This is a genomic window from Bacillus sp. OV166 (assembly GCF_900177675.1).
Taxonomy (GTDB): domain Bacteria; phylum Bacillota; class Bacilli; order Bacillales; family Cytobacillaceae; genus Neobacillus.
This window is the reverse complement of record NZ_FXWM01000001.1, coordinates 1,116,213-1,131,965: the sequence shown is the minus strand read 5'-3', so window position 1 is coordinate 1,131,965 and position 15,753 is coordinate 1,116,213. Positions and strand designations below refer to the sequence as shown.

General features: G+C 38.7%; 14 protein-coding genes and 1 pseudogene. 6 read left to right on the top strand and 9 right to left on the bottom strand.

Features of this window, described 5'->3' with window-relative positions:
• Window positions 1-84: 84 nt before the first annotated feature.
• The 4 genes and pseudogenes from CCK98_RS05300 to CCK98_RS35135 form a co-directional block, all read right to left on the bottom strand.
• Entirely contained in the window at window positions 85-1,503 is a 1,419-nt protein-coding gene (locus tag CCK98_RS05300; protein ID WP_088085615.1) for a M48 family metallopeptidase, read from the bottom strand.
• Between the two features lie 128 nt (window positions 1,504-1,631).
• Window positions 1,632-2,171: an HD domain-containing protein gene (locus CCK98_RS05295; protein WP_088085614.1), complete on the bottom strand. Its 540-nt coding sequence runs from the start codon at window positions 2,169-2,171 to the stop codon at window positions 1,632-1,634.
• Between the two features lie 31 nt (window positions 2,172-2,202).
• Complete coding sequence (locus tag CCK98_RS05290) at window positions 2,203-2,775, bottom strand: GNAT family N-acetyltransferase (RefSeq protein ID WP_088090310.1); 573 nt, start codon at window positions 2,773-2,775, stop codon at window positions 2,203-2,205.
• A 9-nt stretch (window positions 2,776-2,784) separates the two neighbouring features.
• Window positions 2,785-3,261: pseudogene (locus CCK98_RS35135) on the bottom strand (GNAT family N-acetyltransferase); the annotation flags it as partial.
• A gap of 182 nt (window positions 3,262-3,443) precedes the next feature.
• Here CCK98_RS35135 and CCK98_RS05285 point away from each other — a divergent pair.
• On the top strand, window positions 3,444-3,785 hold the full coding sequence (locus CCK98_RS05285; RefSeq protein WP_088085613.1) for a DUF3889 domain-containing protein: 342 nt from the start codon (window positions 3,444-3,446) through the stop codon (window positions 3,783-3,785).
• 206 nt (window positions 3,786-3,991) lie between these two features.
• Window positions 3,992-4,846 carry a hypothetical protein gene (locus tag CCK98_RS05280; RefSeq protein ID WP_088085612.1) on the top strand — a complete coding sequence of 285 codons (855 nt, stop codon included), beginning with the start codon at window positions 3,992-3,994 and terminating at the stop codon, window positions 4,844-4,846.
• Window positions 4,847-4,900: 54 nt separating this feature from the next.
• Here CCK98_RS05280 and CCK98_RS05275 read toward each other — a convergent pair whose 3' ends face one another.
• Window positions 4,901-5,608 carry an MOSC domain-containing protein gene (locus CCK98_RS05275; protein ID WP_088085611.1) on the bottom strand — a complete coding sequence of 236 codons (708 nt, stop codon included), beginning with the start codon at window positions 5,606-5,608 and terminating at the stop codon, window positions 4,901-4,903.
• Window positions 5,609-5,861: 253 nt separating this feature from the next.
• On the opposite strand from CCK98_RS05275, the gene CCK98_RS05270 reads away from it, so the two are divergent.
• The 4 genes from CCK98_RS05270 to gnd all read left to right on the top strand — a co-directional run bounded on the left by CCK98_RS05270 (window position 5,862) and on the right by gnd (window position 11,220).
• Complete coding sequence (locus CCK98_RS05270; protein WP_088085610.1) at window positions 5,862-6,587, top strand: GntR family transcriptional regulator; 726 nt, start codon at window positions 5,862-5,864, stop codon at window positions 6,585-6,587.
• Window positions 6,587-8,128, top strand: coding sequence for a gluconokinase (gene gntK, locus CCK98_RS05265; protein WP_088085609.1), 1,542 nt, complete (start codon window positions 6,587-6,589; stop codon window positions 8,126-8,128). Before CCK98_RS05270 ends, gntK begins: the two co-directional genes overlap by 1 nt.
• A gap of 88 nt (window positions 8,129-8,216) precedes the next feature.
• Window positions 8,217-9,563: a GntP family permease gene (locus tag CCK98_RS05260; RefSeq protein ID WP_088090309.1), complete on the top strand. Its 1,347-nt coding sequence runs from the start codon at window positions 8,217-8,219 to the stop codon at window positions 9,561-9,563.
• 253 nt (window positions 9,564-9,816) lie between these two features.
• Window positions 9,817-11,220, top strand: a complete 1,404-nt coding sequence (gene gnd, locus CCK98_RS05255) for a decarboxylating NADP(+)-dependent phosphogluconate dehydrogenase (RefSeq protein ID WP_088085608.1) — start codon at window positions 9,817-9,819, stop codon at window positions 11,218-11,220.
• A 70-nt stretch (window positions 11,221-11,290) separates the two neighbouring features.
• On the opposite strand, the gene CCK98_RS05250 is transcribed toward gnd, so the two are convergent.
• The 4 genes from CCK98_RS05250 to CCK98_RS05235 form a co-directional block, all read right to left on the bottom strand.
• Window positions 11,291-12,361, bottom strand: a complete 1,071-nt coding sequence (locus CCK98_RS05250; RefSeq protein WP_088085607.1) for a sulfate/molybdate ABC transporter ATP-binding protein — start codon at window positions 12,359-12,361, stop codon at window positions 11,291-11,293.
• A 1-nt stretch (window position 12,362) separates the two neighbouring features.
• Window positions 12,363-13,250, bottom strand: coding sequence for a sulfate ABC transporter permease subunit CysW (cysW, locus tag CCK98_RS05245; protein ID WP_088085606.1), 888 nt, complete (start codon window positions 13,248-13,250; stop codon window positions 12,363-12,365).
• Between the two features lie 334 nt (window positions 13,251-13,584).
• Window positions 13,585-14,418: a sulfate ABC transporter permease subunit CysT gene (gene cysT / locus CCK98_RS05240; RefSeq protein ID WP_088085605.1), complete on the bottom strand. Its 834-nt coding sequence runs from the start codon at window positions 14,416-14,418 to the stop codon at window positions 13,585-13,587.
• An 83-nt stretch (window positions 14,419-14,501) separates the two neighbouring features.
• On the bottom strand, window positions 14,502-15,572 hold the full coding sequence (locus tag CCK98_RS05235; RefSeq protein ID WP_088085604.1) for a sulfate ABC transporter substrate-binding protein: 1,071 nt from the start codon (window positions 15,570-15,572) through the stop codon (window positions 14,502-14,504).
• Window positions 15,573-15,753 lie beyond the last annotated feature (181 nt).

The following is a 15,753-nucleotide window of genomic DNA, read 5'->3' as shown; positions in this document are numbered from 1 at the left end:
AAAGGTATAGTAACCACAAAAGGTCATCAGAAGTCTACTCTGATGACCTTAGCTTATGCGACTAGTTAAGCGGATGATGGTGGGTCATCCAGTTTCTTGATTACTTTTTAATTGAGCGAAAATTTTTTGATAGGCTGAAGCCTCTTTTACCATCCCTTTAGATTGATACATTTTGCTGATTTTTCGTACGGGAGAAGGATTTTGCGGCTGCAGCTCCATTTCCCAGAAGAAGCAATCGATCGCTTGATCGAATTGTTTAAACTCCGCATAATAATCACCCAATTCCATCATTCGATCGGGATCCTCTAATAAATTTACCATTTCACTAATTTTTCTAATTACATCTAAATCCGGGATTACCTTTTGAATAGGGATAAGTTTTTCATGAACAGTTTTAAGATCATGCTCTTTAAGAAGGATTTCAGCAAATTGAAACACCTTTTGTTCAAATTGCCTGGTCTTTTCAGCATGTGGCAGGTGCTGCAACAATTTAATAAATTCGTCTAAATGTTCTATGACAAAGCTCGGGTCAGAATTTTCCCATATTAAAAGGAGTATGGCATCGTAGGAGGCGGGCATGTCATCGATAAAATCTAATATGCATAAGGCAGCTTTCTCATAATTACCATCTTTAAGCATTTTTTTGATAATAGATTTTGAATCAGGCAGTACATGAAACGGATTGATGTTGAGTTGAGCCAATATCAGCATCCATTCTTCCATCGTCACAAAGCGTAACGCAATACTCGTATACTTTTCAATCGATTTAGCCTCTTTGGATTTCCCTGCATTTTCTAACCATAGTAATAACTCAACTAAATCGTCTTGTTTACTCACTATTTCTTCTAATAATATTCGTTCATCTGGATTGGTTCGATTTTTGAAGCAATATAATTCAACATATAGAGGGTCCTTCATTTGGATTACAGGTAAACTCGAGGAATGGTAAAAATGGTTGTATGAACTAAATTCGAGAGAGGCCAAACGTTCTTGTGCAGATTTTAATGTCGGTGCAAAATCAGCTAACATTTGAATGATTTGAAAGGATTTCATAAATTTCCCGTTTCTTCTAAAGTGGTAGAATACTTTGTCGATGATCTTAATCACCTCTTCTTTTTGAAAAAACGAGTCAAGTGTTGTCAGAATGTGGACCATTTCCTGAAGTGAATAATGGATTTGTAATTGAGAAAAAAGGTTATTTTTATTCGGAATAGTGACGTTTACGAGGGGAATTAATGCACTTAAGAGCGGATGCGGGGATTCAATAATAATACCTTCATGAAATGCTTTATCTATAAATGTTCCTTCTTCAATTCGATCAAGCTTCTCCCCATATATTAGGGAATTTTTATAATAAATAAGATAATATCTTTCCTGGTCAGCGGTCATAACCTCGATTACTTTGCTTCGTGTAAATACAGCTGCCCTTATTATATTACCCTTTACATTATGTTTTTTATCTTTTATCGACATTTCAGTTGGCATAATTAGTTTATTATCCATTCACCTTTGCCCCCTATCATAATATACACTTATTAAAGTAATTTACTTTTGTGACTTTATTATAACATAATCGAAAAAAAGAGTTCCTTTACCAAGGTCCTCTCCTTCCGATTCGAGTCTTATCGACATTATTTTTTAAAAAGCAGATTTACTTCAACTTCTAATTCCTTTAGTAATGGGAATGATGACTGGTGACGGAGACTGTCAACAATATTTGTGTAGTACCACGCTTGCTGTTCTTTGCCGGCGTTAAATATGTTCCACACAGCATCCCCCTGCTGCTCATAATCCTTTATTAGGGAGCGAATGTTATGTAATTTATCGGCACAGGCAACAACACGAATTTCCTCTGATGCTGTCTTTAAAAACTCAATTGTATGTTCCTTCCGTTCCTTCCAGGGGAGGGATTTATTGGGTTCAGAACATCCTTCCACAATCCTAGCAATTCTTGGTCCAAATTCCCGCTCAATATCTTTTAAAGTAAGTTCTGTATCTTCAACCGTATCATGCAATATTCCCGCTGCGATGATGTCATCATCGTACCCTGCTTTCATTAACATCATCCCGACGGTAACCGGGTGCGTGATATAAGGGATGTCGGTATTCTTTCTGCATTGGTTCCGATGACTTTTACTCGCTATCTGCAGCGCTTTTTCAACTATATTCATTTTTGGGACCTTCCTTTTCACGGAAATAATATTAGTCATTCGGATTAATAATCGCCAAAACTTGATGGTCTTCCCATTTTCCGTTGATCTTTACATTTTTCAAAGCGATTCCTTCTTTATGAAATCCGGACTTTTCTAACACTCGAATGGAACCAATATTATGAGGCATGACTCCGGCTTCTATACGGTGTAATTTCAATTTATTGAATGCATATTTCACCAGTAGTTTAGCCGCTTCAGTTGTGAAGCCCTTCCCAGTGTGCTTTTCATCTAAAAAATAACCGATGAACGCACTTTGAAGCGAGCCTCTTAGTACTTGAAATAGATTAATAGTACCAATTAAGAGACCATCATTTTTAAAAATTCCAAACGTATAGGTCTGATCATTTTTACTATCTTCTTCATATATATTTATCCGGTTCAATTGAGATTCGACCGTATAAAAATCGTCATTTCGTTCCATCGAAAACTGTTCGAAAAAACTACGGTTTACAGTTTGCAATGTAAGGAGTGCTTGTGCATCTTCTGTGGAAAATGGTCTAATATAGATATTTTCACCTTTAAGGCTCGAATCCCTCTTCCCTGATTTCAAATGCAGAACCATATGTTCATCATTATAATGAATTCCGTTCACTTTAAGGGCATTTTCTTCAAATCCATACACTTTAAAACCTAATTGGGTATAAAGATTTTTCGCCCTTTCATTGCTTGCCATCACGGATAAATTAATTTTTTCAATCTCTTCCATCGTTTTAGCTTTATTGATCGCCTCTACCATTAATGCCTTACCTACGCCTAGTCCTTGTTTCTTGGGCGTGACATACATCGCAAAAATATTTGCTCGATGCCGTATTTTCTCGGCACTTTCTTGAAGTAAGGTGACTACTCCGATTAGTTCTTCATCATCAAATGCACCAAACGTAAAGTTTCCTTCTGTGGTAAAGTTATGGGCAACTTGGTCAATGGGATTTTCTCTTTTTATGGCATCCTCATAACTTGTTAAAAATGCTTCAGGATTTTGTTTTAGTGCTTCTAGTCTTAACTTCCAATATCTCTCTGCATCAGATGCATCCAGTAATTTAATTTTCAAAATAATCCCCTCTCTTTAATCCATTTTGGTTTTTTTTCAATTACCTTCATTCATAACTCCTCTGAGGTTTGAATGGCATCATTTTTTGTGTTGATAGTTAACAAACACAATGATTTACAAAAACCCACATAAGTTTTTGCTCGAAATGAAATGCTATAAGCAAAAACAAAGAGGGTAATTACGTGAAAAATATCCTGATTAGTTTATATATAAGCTTACTTTTTATCTCAGAAAGTGTATATCCACTGACCTCAATTCATACAGCAAATGCACAACATAAACCGATTCCCCCCTATGCTAAGTGGGGTACATTAGCCCTACAAAAAACACATGAAAAGTATCCGCATGCAAAAATAATTGATTATCTACACGTTGGAAGAACGAGTGAACCACAAACCTCCACCGAAAGGTTCAAGCTTTGGTTAAAAGAAAACAATAGGGAATTCGGTGTTTATATCAATATAGAATTTAATAAGGAGACCGAAAAGGTCCTTAAGGTAACTTTTGAGGAGACATCAAGGTAATTCTTTTTGCAGATCTTAAAAGGTTCCCATTCTTTATCGAATAGCACCTGTTTAAATCTTGTGTCCACCTAAAAATTCCTGGATACCTTCCATTAAACCGCTAGGGGACCCTCTCCATAGTGGTTTTTTACGTAATGGTAGGAATTGCATAATTTTCATTATTAGGAACAAACTATCTAAATCCAGCTATTATCGGAGTGAATAATATGCATAATTCATATTGGTATTATGCTTTACTGGTTTTCAGCACTAGTTTATTTTGTTTTATACTATTCAAAAAAAGAAATACGCAAACTCTATTCCTATTATTAACCATGATTGGTATGGGATTTATTATTGAGACCATCATCTTTAATTTCTTAGGATGCTATAAATACAACCCTAATTTTATCCAGCATAATACTTTCTATGACAACAATTTGGGGGCATTTGTCTCAAATGCCTTTTCTTTACCCATCGTTGCCACCTTAATAGCAACGTTTCATTTAGGTTGGATTTGGATGGTTTTATTTTCTGGATTATTTGTCGGGATTGAATGGTTATTTTTAAAGCTCCATATCTATTCTCATAATTGGTGGAGGTTAGCGTATACGGGACTGGGGCTCCCTTTTTATTTTGCTACAGCTAAGATTTATTTTAAATGGATTTTACGACCCTCCAAAGGGTTCAAGCATAATTGGATGCTTTATTTAATTATTGGCACCATATCTTGCAGTGCCCATATACTTCCGATCATCTTTTTCTCGAATCGAATATACACCCCTGGGTGGTTTGAAGATTCTGGACGGGATTCGATTGCTTTAGCAGCTATTTTCTATTTATGTGATAGTCTGTTTTATTGTCTAATGAGTAAACTTAACTGGAAAATGAAGTGGAGCAAATATATCTTAGCAGGATTACTTATGTATGCGGTGAACCAAGTTCTGATCGAATTTGGAATCCTTCATAGTTTGGTATGGTGGGACCAGCCGTACTATGTAGGTTTAGCTTTATTGCTGACCATGCTTACGGGGATTGTTGATAAAAGATTGTCTAGGGTCCCCTCTAAAGATCACATATAAAAAAGCTGTAAAATTATATATTACAGCTTTTTTGAAAGGAAGGATAATTAGCAATTATTCATTTGGTCCAAACACCCTATTTCTGATATCCGGTGTTTCCCTCATTTCTATTCGTTTCTCTAGCGTGGTTCTCATCCCTGGTGCAAGCAATTCACATTGGGAAAGTTCACGCATTTCCTCCATTTTTTGTTTCTTAGCATGGATAATTTGATTGCACTTTTGAATGGTCCATTGTGGATATGGTCGGTCAACCAAAGTAAACGTCTGCCCCTCTTCAACAAAACCCTCTGTTAACACTCGAAAGTACCAGCCGGTTCTGCCCGTATTTTGTAATAACAGCGCCAAGTTTTTAACTTTAAAACGGCGGGCTGGTTTCCAGCATGGCTGCCTTGGCTGCGATACCTGTACGACTGCCCCGCCAATCTGGAAAGTATCACCAATAGAAATCTCCTCCTCATTTATTTGTTCCATGACGAGGTTCTCCCCCATTGCACCGGATGTGATCTCAGATATCCCTAGTTCCTTTTGCCAATGGGTGTAATTTTCAAATCCATAAGCAAATACAGCTTTTTCCGGCCCGCCATGATGTTCCAAATCCCATTGTCCATCACCAGCTAAACCCGTTTTTCCGACCCAGACAGGTGCTTCAATCGACTCTTTAAAAATGGCGCTTGTCCATTCTCGATCCATAGGATTCTTTGCCTCTTTATTTCCAACCGTTTTCGGTAAACCAACAAAAACTTGTTTAAGAAAAATACTCATCTTAATTTCCTCCTAAAAAAACTGCCAATATTTTCAACATATGTATTCATTTATACATCAGTAATATTGCCTCTTCTTCAAGTGTCCTATATATAATGGGCCTTTTTTAGATTATTTTTATCAAATTCGCTAAGAATAATGAATACACCTTCCTGCGTTGTCATGACTTTATTAAAAAAAGCGCTTGCATTTTTTAATATGTATCCTATAATACTTGTATACAAGTATACTCGTATAACAAGAGGGTGAATCAATGACAGAATCAAAGGAATTCTTATATCCCGCAAAATGGCTTTTAAAAGCTTCTGCTGGTGAACGTGTTACCTGTGAACTTAGAATGCGAATAATTTCTGGCCTTATTGAAAGCGGTACCACCCTTTCAGAAAATAAATTAGCTGCCGACTTTGAAGTGAGCCGTTCCCCTATTCGGGAAGCATTAAAAACTCTTTCGTCAGAAAATTTGATCCGTTTAGAAAGAATGGGTGCCGTTGTAATTGGTTTCACAATTAAAGAAATAGTAGAAATTTATGATGTCCGATTAATGATAGAAACATTTGTATATGAACGGCTTGTAAAATTAGACACTAAAGAGTTAGTTAAGGAACTGAGTAAAATACTTGAGATGATGAAAATTGCCATCAAATATCATGATGCCGATGAGTTTTCATATCAAGATGTTTTATTCCATGAAACAATTATTCGAGCGATTAATCATTCCTACATCACGATGATCTGGAATAATGCAAAACCTGTAATGGAATCTTTAATCCTTTTAGCGATGAGGTCCCGCTTCGAGGAAAAATACGATGACTTTCCACGCATTGTGGATAATCATCAACTTTATATTGATGCGATCAATGCGAAAAATAGAGACCTGATGATTCTTTCATTGCATCAAAACTTTGATGATGTTCAAGGAAAAGTAGAAGACCTTTGGAGGTCTCAACTAATGCTTAATAAAGGAGTTGTGCAAGAATAATGACAAGCTATATGTTAGGGTTAGACATCGGTACAACAAGCACAAAAGCTGTTTTATTTAGCGAAAAAGGCGAAGTCATCCAACAAGAAAATATCGGTTACCCACTCTATACTCCTGATATTTCGACAGCCGAACAAGACCCAGAAGAGATCTTTATGGCTGTGGTACAAGCCATTTCGAGGATTATGAAACAACATCCTCAAAAAGAGATTTCATTCATCTCATTTAGCAGTGCGATGCATAGCCTCATTGCCATGGATGAAAATGACCAACCGCTGACACCTTGTATTACTTGGGCAGATAACCGCAGTGAAGCCTGGGCACATAAAATAAAAAATGAATTAAACGGGCATGAAGTATACAGACGAACAGGAACGCCTATTCACCCGATGTCACCATTAAGCAAAATTACTTGGATTGTGAATGAACGCCCAGAGATAGCCGAAAAAGCAAAAAAATATATCGGAATAAAGGAATATATATTTAAAAAGTTCTTTGACCAGTATGTTGTCGATTATTCTCTTGCATCTGCCATGTGCATGATGAATCTCAAAGAATTAGATTGGGATAAGGAAGCAATAGAAATCGCTGGTATATCACGTGAGCAATTATCTAAGCTCGTGCCAACCACCGAGATTTTTACTAACTGTAATCCAGGATTAGCAAAACAAATGGGCATTGATCCTCTAACTCCTTTTGTAATTGGTGCAAGTGATGGCGTGCTTTCCAATCTTGGTGTAAATGCGATTCGAAAAGGTGAGATTGCCGTAACCATTGGGACAAGCGGGGCAATTCGTACCATCATTGACCAGCCGCAAACCGATGAAAAAGGAAGAATCTTTTGCTACGCATTAACGGAAAAACATTGGGTCATTGGCGGACCTGTAAACAATGGCGGGATGGTCTTTCGCTGGATTAAGGATGAGTTTGCAGCTTCAGAGGTAGAAACCGCGAAAAGACTAGGAATTGATCCATATGAAGTATTAACCAAAATTGCAGAAGGTGTAAAACCGGGGTCCGATGGATTGTTATTCCATCCATATCTTGCTGGTGAACGTGCTCCCTTATGGAATCCAGACGTGCGTGGATCCTTTTTCGGCTTAACGATGGCACATAAGAAGGAACATATGATTCGATCTGCGCTCGAAGGTGTTATTTACAATTTATACACCGTATTTTTAGCATTAGTTGAATGTATGGAAGGACCAGTGACTCGAATCCAAGCAACTGGTGGCTTCGCAAGGTCAGAAGTTTGGCGTCAAATGATGTCTGATATTTTTGACCTGGATGTAGTCGTTCCAGAAAGCTACGAAAGTTCTTGTCTCGGTGCTTGTATCTTAGGTCTATATGCTACTGGGAAAATCGAATCCTTTGAAGTCGTTTCTGAAATGATTGGCAGTACCTATAAACATACACCTAAAGAAGAGGCTGCAAGAGAGTATAGACAATTATTGCCGATCTTTATTAATTTATCGAGAGTATTAGAAGAAGACTATACACGAATTGCCAACTATCAACGAAGTATTATTAGAAAAACGTAAGTCTCCATTTAGCGGCTGCCACAAGCCGCTTGGCTGCTTACTTGCACTTATTTTAAAAAAATATCACGAATTTTTTGGAGGAATTATTATGCCGTTGGTCATTGTAGCCATTGGAATTATCGCATTACTTATTTTAATCATGGGCTTAAAATTAAACACTTTTGTCTCACTCATCATTGTCTCGTTCGGTGTAGCTTTAGCACTTGGAATGAAACTAGATGATGTTGTCACAACCATTGAAGCTGGATTAGGTGGAACACTTGGTCATTTAGCATTAATCTTCGGACTCGGAGCGATGCTAGGTAGGTTAATTGCAGATTCTGGGGGCGCACAACGAATTGCGATGACCCTTGTCAACAAATTTGGAGAAAAAAATATTCAGTGGGCTGTTGTCGTATCCTCATTCATCATTGGTATTGCTTTATTCTTTGAAGTAGGACTCGTGTTATTAATTCCAATCGTATTTGCCATTTCAAGACAATTAAAAGTTTCCATTTTATATCTTGGGATTCCGATGGCAACAGCATTATCCGTAACACACGGCTTCTTGCCACCACACCCGGGACCAACTGTCATCGCTGGGGAATATGGTGCCAATCTTGGTGAGGTATTACTCTATGGAATTATTATTTCTATTCCAACTGCCATTATCGCTGGACCTCTTTTTACAAAGCTTGCTAAAAAATTGGTGCCTGCTTCATTCACAAAAACTGGTAACATTGCCTCTCTAGGCGAACAAAAAACATTTAAACTTGAAGACACACCTAGTTTTGGTATCAGCGTATTTACCGCAATGCTTCCTGTTATTTTAATGTCAATCGCTACAATTATTACTTTGCTTCAAAAAACAATGGGCTTTGAAGATAATACTTTACTCGCAATTATCCGTTTTATTGGCGGTGCCTCTACTGCTATGTTGATCTCTTTATTAGTTGCCATCTATACCATGGGATTGGCAAGAAAAATTCCGATCAAAGAAGTAATGGATTCTTGTTCAACAGCGATTTTACACATTGGTATGATGCTCTTAATCATTGGAGGCGGCGGTGCCTTCAAACAAGTTTTAATTAATGGCGGTGTAGGTGACTATGTAGCCGAGTTATTCAAAGGAACTTCCCTATCACCGATTTTACTTGCATGGATTATAGCTGCCATTTTACGGATTGCCTTAGGGTCTGCAACGGTTGCCGCATTAACCACTGCTGGTTTAGTTATCCCAATGTTGGGTCAATCAGACGTTAACCTTGCACTAGTTGTTCTTGCAACAGGAGCAGGCAGCTTAATTGCATCACACGTTAATGATGCAGGTTTCTGGATGTTCAAAGAATATTTTGGTTTAAGCATGAAAGAAACATTCGCAACATGGACACTACTTGAGACAATTATTTCCGTATGCGGATTAGCATTTATTCTATTACTAAGTTTATTCGTTTAATAATCGTGACCAGCAGCAGAAACTTTATTCATCTGCTGCTGCTTAGTTATCTAAAGGGCAGAATCCCCCCTCTTATACTTAGAATCCACTAAGTATTAAAGCGGCGGATTTACTGCCTTTTATTTTTATAAAAAGTCTGTATTAAGGTCATTGTTGATTTTATATTATAGCCCAAGTTGATTGGAGCGAAGCGCCTGGAGTGGAAATCAACAGCCAAGTTTAACAAAGCCTATAAAAAAGGAGAAGGAAGTTAATGAACAATACAATTGGAGTTATTGGTTTAGGTGTAATGGGCAGCAACATCGCCTTAAACATGGCGAACAAAGGGGAAAAAGTAGCGGTCTATAATTACACCAGAGATTTAACAGATAAACTTTTACATAGAATTGAAAATCAATCGATCAATCCGTACTATGACGTGCAAAGTTTTGTTCAGTCCTTAGCAACCCCAAGAAAGATCTTTCTTATGGTCACAGCTGGTGCAGCGATAGATTCTGTGATTTCTTCGTTAGTTCCTTTTCTTGAGCAAGGTGATTTGATCATGGACGGCGGCAACTCCCATTACGAAGATACTGCCCAAAGATATGATGATTTGAAAATTAAAGGTATCGATTATTTAGGGATTGGTATTTCCGGAGGTGAAGTAGGCGCATTAAATGGCCCGTCCATCATGCCCGGCGGAGATAAAGAAGCTTATGCAAAAGTTGCTCCCATTCTTACAAAAATAGCAGCTCAAGTCGATGGGACCCCATGTTGCACATATATTGGTCCAAAAGGTGCAGGACATTATGTAAAAATGGTCCATAACGGAATTGAGTATGCAGATATGCAATTGATCGCCGAAGCCTATACCTTTTTAAGGGATAGGTTACAGTTATCTGTGAATGAAATTGCTGATATCTTTGGAACTTGGAATCAGGGTGAACTGAAAAGTTACCTAATCGAAATCACGGCGGAAATTTTAATGAAAAAAGATGAAAAAACCGGCTTACCATTGATTGATGTCATCCTTGATAAAGTAGGGCAAAAAGGAACAGGTAAATGGACCAGCATGCAAGCGATAGATAACGGCATCCCCCTTTCAATCATTACCGAGTCATTGTTCGCCCGGTATGTATCTTCATTAAAAGAGGAACGGGGCATCGCAGAAGGTATATTAGCAGGACCCGGAGTGGATCAGCAGGCTTTAGATAAGAGTTTATGGATTGAGTACGTTAGACAAGCATTATATATGGGGAAAGTTTGTGCCTATGCCCAAGGTTTTACACAATATAAAATGGCTTCTGATCTCTATGACTGGAATTTACCATTAGAAGAGATTGCACTTATTTTCCGGGGCGGCTGTATTATTCGTGCCGAGTTTTTAAACGTAATCAGTGAAGCCTATCAGAGTCAAGTAAATCTGAAAAATTTATTAATCGCACCATTTTTCGCTGAAAAAACAAAAGAGTATCAATCAGGACTGAGGAAAATGGTATGCGAGGGTATAAATTCTGGTATCGCCTTTCCATGTTTAAGTACCTCCCTTTCTTATTTCGATAGTTACCGAAACGGCCGTTCAAATGCCAGCCTTTTACAGGCACAACGTGATTATTTCGGTGCCCATACGTATGAGCGAACTGATATGGAAGGAGTCTTTCATACGGACTGGAATTAAAATTTTTTAGATGATCTGAACGAACAAAGGTCTATACTCGAAAATGAGTATAGACCTTTGGTTTTCTTTTTTAAATGGAATAATCCGCAGGAATAAAAACCTTTAATTGTTTTGGTTTTACATACACTTCTTCACCTGTTTTTAGATCAAGGCTTCGAAATTGCTCTTTTCTTAATTCCACTTCTAGGTACTCGCCATTATCTTTTCGAATTAGTTCAAGTTGGACGGTGGCTCCGACTAAATGAATATAATTAATTTTTGCAGTAACTGAATCCAGGCTAGCCTCTCTTTCGATACTTATATCATGCGGTCGAACGTAACCGACTGCCTCGGTATTCTCTGTTGCGGAGAATTCGGGTGCATCGACTTCAAAATTACCGTGTCGTAATTTCCCTTTATGGAGGCGCCCTTTAAATAAATTAACATTTCCTAAAAAGTGATAAACAAAAGGACTGTTTGGATTTTCATATACTTCCTCTGGCGTACCGATTTGCTCAATCTTCCCTTCATTCATCACGACAACTCGGTCGGCAACATCCAGCGCTTCCTCTTGGTCGTGCGTCACAAAAATGCTCGTAATCTGGTAATCATCATGGAGCTTTCTTAGCCATCTGCGAAGATCTTTCCGGACCTTGGCATCTAATGCACCAAATGGTTCATCTAACAAGAGAACCTTAGGCTCAACCGCTAATGCTCTGGCTAGTGCAACCCGCTGCCGCTGACCGCCTGACAAATGGGAAGGATACCGTTCGGCAAAGGCTTCTAATTTTACTAGCTTTAGTAATTCCATAACCTTTTCTTTTATTTCGGTTTTGGAAGGACGCGTTTTCCTTGGCCGGACTTTTAATCCATAGGCCACATTTTCAAAAACAGTCATATGACGAAACAAGGCATAATGCTGGAAGACAAATCCTACTTTCCGTTCCTTTGTACTGATATGGGTCATGTCTTCTTCCCCGAACAAAATGGCTCCCTGATTCGCACCTTCTAAGCCTGCGATGATTCTTAGCAGTGATGTTTTCCCAGAACCAGACGGACCAAGAAGAGCGACGAGCTCCCCTGTTTGAATATCAAGATTAATTTGATCAAGGGCTTGAAAGTTTCCAAATGATTTTGAGATATTTTGAATTTGAATGCTCATCTTAGTGAACTCCTTCTCCAGGTTCAAATGATTTTTTTGCTTTCCATTCAATGACATTTTTTACAACCAAGGTGATGATGGCGAAAAATGACATTAAGGAAGCAACCGCAAATGCCGCGGAAAATTGATATTCATTGTATAAAATTTCAATATGGAGCGGCATCGTATTTGTCATTCCTCGGATATGTCCTGAAACGACTGAAACAGCTCCAAACTCCCCAATTGCTCGAGCACTACAGAGAATAATCCCATATAATAATCCCCATTTAATATTCGGCAGAGTTACCAAAAGGAATGTCTTCCAGCCGCTCGCCCCCAGTGTCAAGGATGCTTCCTCATCGGCCGTTCCCTGCGTTTGCATTAATGGAATGAGTTCCCGGGCGACAAAGGGCAGCGTCACTAAAAGTGTGGCCACTGCGATTCCGGGTACTGCGAAAATAATTTTGATATTATGGTCGATTAACCATTGTCCAAATAAGCCATGCGCACTAAATAATAGAACAAACACCAATCCGGCGATGACTGGTGAGATGGCAAATGGCAGATCAATAATCGTAATCAAAAGACTTTTTCCTTTAAAATTGAACTTGGTTACGGCCCAGGCGGCAGCCACGCCAAAGATGGCATTAAGTGGCACGGTAATCAAGGTAATGATCAACGTTAACTTGATTGCAGATAACGCATCTGGATTGCTAACGGCCTCTAGGAAAACGGCTATACCCTTATCAAAGGCTTTTATAAAAATGGCAACCAACGGTAATACCAAAAACAAACCTAAAAATGCTAATGCAAGTGTGATTAGTAACCAGCGTACGAGTCGCGGTTCTGAATTGCGGGTTGTAGTTTGAAGCGGTGTACTGGAATATTGGATTGGAACATTTCCTGCCATGGGTACCTCCTTCTGGGTCAAAAAATCGATCCTTTTTTGTTTGCTAAAATTTGATTCGCTGATATATGACTTAGTTTCGCTGATAAAATCTCATTTTCGCTGATATATGACTTAGTTTCGCTGATAAAAGGTCATTTTCCGCTGATAAATTTTATAAGCTACCTGATAAGGTGTAATTTTACACTAGAAAGAACAACAATCCTGATGCAAACAGCCAATTTTTCAAATATTTCGCTTTGTTACAGATGTTTGTTTGCGGAAATACCAAGTTTGTTTGCGAAGCCAGGTGGTTTGTTTTGGAAACAGATAAAACCTCCTCTAAAACTAGTAATCTCTAAATAAATTTCCTATTCGTCCACCACTGCAATACGTTAATAATAAGTAGAATCGTGAAGGAAAAAATCAACATAACAGCTGCTATCGCCGTAGCACCGGCGTAATCATATTGTTCTAACTTGGTCATGATTAGCAGCGGAGTAATTTCTGTCTTCATCGGCATATTCCCTGCAATAAAGACGACCGAGCCATATTCCCCAAGCGCCCGGGCAAAGGCAAGCGCGAACCCCGTTAGAGCAGCTGGCAGGATTTCTGGAAAAATAACTTTAACAAATGTTTGCGAACGGTTTGCACCTAAACTAGCTGATGCTTCTTCGATTTCTTTTTCCAAGCTTTGCAGGACGGGCTGAACGGTGCGCACCACAAAGGGCAGCCCGATAAATGTTAATGCTAATGTAATACCGAGCGGAGTAAATGCCACTTTAAAACTTAAAAACTGCCCAACCCAGCCAACTTCCGTATACAAAGTCGTTAAGGCAATCCCGGCAATCGCTGTTGGTAAGGCAAACGGCAAATCAACTAGCCCATCAATGATTCTTCTACCAAGAAACTGATAACGTACCAGCACCCATGCGATTAGTACGCCAAAAATAACATTAATAAAAGCGGCGAAAAAGGCGGCACCAAAACTCAGTTTATAGGAGGCAACCACCCTCGGATCAGAAATCGTCCCCCAAATTTTCGACCACTCGACGGTCATCGAATTAATAAATATCATGGATAATGGCAGAATGACAAGGATGCTTATATAAAACATCGTAAATCCGAGTGAAAGGCCGAATCCCGGCAGTACACTATTTCTTTTCATTTTTAAACTTGCTAATCGTGCCATGAGGTTGACCCCTTCCGGATAAGATACATGTAGGGCATCCCAAATCGTAACGATTTAGGACACCCATCTAACTGAACTACTTACTATGGCTGGTAAATCTGATCAAACGTCCCGCCATCATTAAAGTGCGTCTCTTGTGCTTTTTTCCATCCACCAAAATCTTTGTCAATTGTGACTAAATTAATTTTTGGAAAGACATCTGCATACTTGTCAAGAATCTCTTGATTACGCGGGCGATAATAATTCTTAGCGATAATTTCCTGTCCTACATCACTGTATAAATAATTCAAATAGGCCTCAGCTACCTCTTTAGTTCCCTTTTTCTCGACGTTCTTATCGACCACGGCAACTGGCGGTTCGGCAAGAATACTTATGGATGGGACGATAATCTCAAACTTGTCTTTTCCTAATTCATTAAGTGTTAAGAAGGCTTCATTCTCCCATGCTATTAAAACATCACCAATGCCTCGTTCAACGAAAGTGGTGGTTGCTCCGCGTGCACCAGAATCTAAAACTTCGACATTTTTATACAGTTGGCTCATAAACTTCTTAATTTTCGTTTCATCCCCATTAAATTTATCTTTTGCGTATGCCCATGCCGCTAAGTAATTCCATCTGGCTCCGCCTGAAGTCTTCGGATTCGGGGTAATGACGGAAGTGCCCTTTTTCGTTAGATCGTCCCAATCCTTAATCCCTTTTGGGTTGCCCTTTTTAACTAGAAACACAATCGTTGACGTATACGGGGTCGAGTTATCCTTCAGGTTCTTTTGCCAATCCTTCGAAAGTAAGCCGCCTAAGTTTGCAATCTCATCAATGTCATAGGCCAATGCCAGCGTAACAACATCTGCCTCAAGTCCATCGATGACAGCACGTCCTTGCTTCCCAGAGCCACCATGTGACTGTTGAATGGTTACCTTCTGACCTTTTTCCTTTTCCCAATACTTAGCGAATTCTCCGTTAAACTCTTCATAAAGTTCTCGGGTTGGGTCATATGAAACATTTAATAATTGGACAGGTTCTTTTGGTTTCGCGGCCTCTTGTTTGGTTCCCTCATCTTTTTTCTCAGTGCTTTGATTACTAGACTGACTGCTGCACCCTGCTAGAATAAGTGCGATAAGAATAAGTACGGTTGTGAATTTGTAAGCTAGTTTCATTTTGATTTCCTCCTTTTTTTTAACAAAAAAGGCTACCTATTTTTAGGACTATCGCTTAAAGGTCGGTTGTTTTCGGAGTTAAGATAAGTCCGATGAACAACAATCATCTTTCGCATGGGTCTAGAAAATAAGTAGCCTTCAGTAGACTGATCGGCTATATTTTTTTTAAAAAATAAATCCA

Bases quoted from the DNA above. Each gene is read 5' to 3' on its own strand.
- CCK98_RS05300 (WP_088085615.1), bottom strand. From the start codon at position 1,503: ATGGATAATAAACTAATTATGCCAACTGAAATGTCGATAAAAGATAAA.
- CCK98_RS05295 (WP_088085614.1), bottom strand. From the start codon at position 2,171: ATGAATATAGTTGAAAAAGCGCTGCAGATAGCGAGTAAAAGTCATCGG.
- CCK98_RS05290 (WP_088090310.1), bottom strand. From the start codon at position 2,775: ATGGTTCTGCATTTGAAATCAGGGAAGAGGGATTCGAGCCTTAAAGGT.
- CCK98_RS05280 (WP_088085612.1), top strand. From the start codon at position 3,992: ATGCATAATTCATATTGGTATTATGCTTTACTGGTTTTCAGCACTAGT.
- CCK98_RS05275 (WP_088085611.1), bottom strand. From the start codon at position 5,608: ATGAGTATTTTTCTTAAACAAGTTTTTGTTGGTTTACCGAAAACGGTT.
- CCK98_RS05270 (WP_088085610.1), top strand. From the start codon at position 5,862: ATGACAGAATCAAAGGAATTCTTATATCCCGCAAAATGGCTTTTAAAA.
- gntK (WP_088085609.1), top strand. From the start codon at position 6,587: ATGACAAGCTATATGTTAGGGTTAGACATCGGTACAACAAGCACAAAA.
- CCK98_RS05260 (WP_088090309.1), top strand. From the start codon at position 8,217: ATGCCGTTGGTCATTGTAGCCATTGGAATTATCGCATTACTTATTTTA.
- gnd (WP_088085608.1), top strand. From the start codon at position 9,817: ATGAACAATACAATTGGAGTTATTGGTTTAGGTGTAATGGGCAGCAAC.
- CCK98_RS05250 (WP_088085607.1), bottom strand. From the start codon at position 12,361: ATGAGCATTCAAATTCAAAATATCTCAAAATCATTTGGAAACTTTCAA.
- cysW (WP_088085606.1), bottom strand. From the start codon at position 13,250: ATGGCAGGAAATGTTCCAATCCAATATTCCAGTACACCGCTTCAAACT.
- cysT (WP_088085605.1), bottom strand. From the start codon at position 14,418: ATGGCACGATTAGCAAGTTTAAAAATGAAAAGAAATAGTGTACTGCCG.
- CCK98_RS05235 (WP_088085604.1), bottom strand. From the start codon at position 15,572: ATGAAACTAGCTTACAAATTCACAACCGTACTTATTCTTATCGCACTT.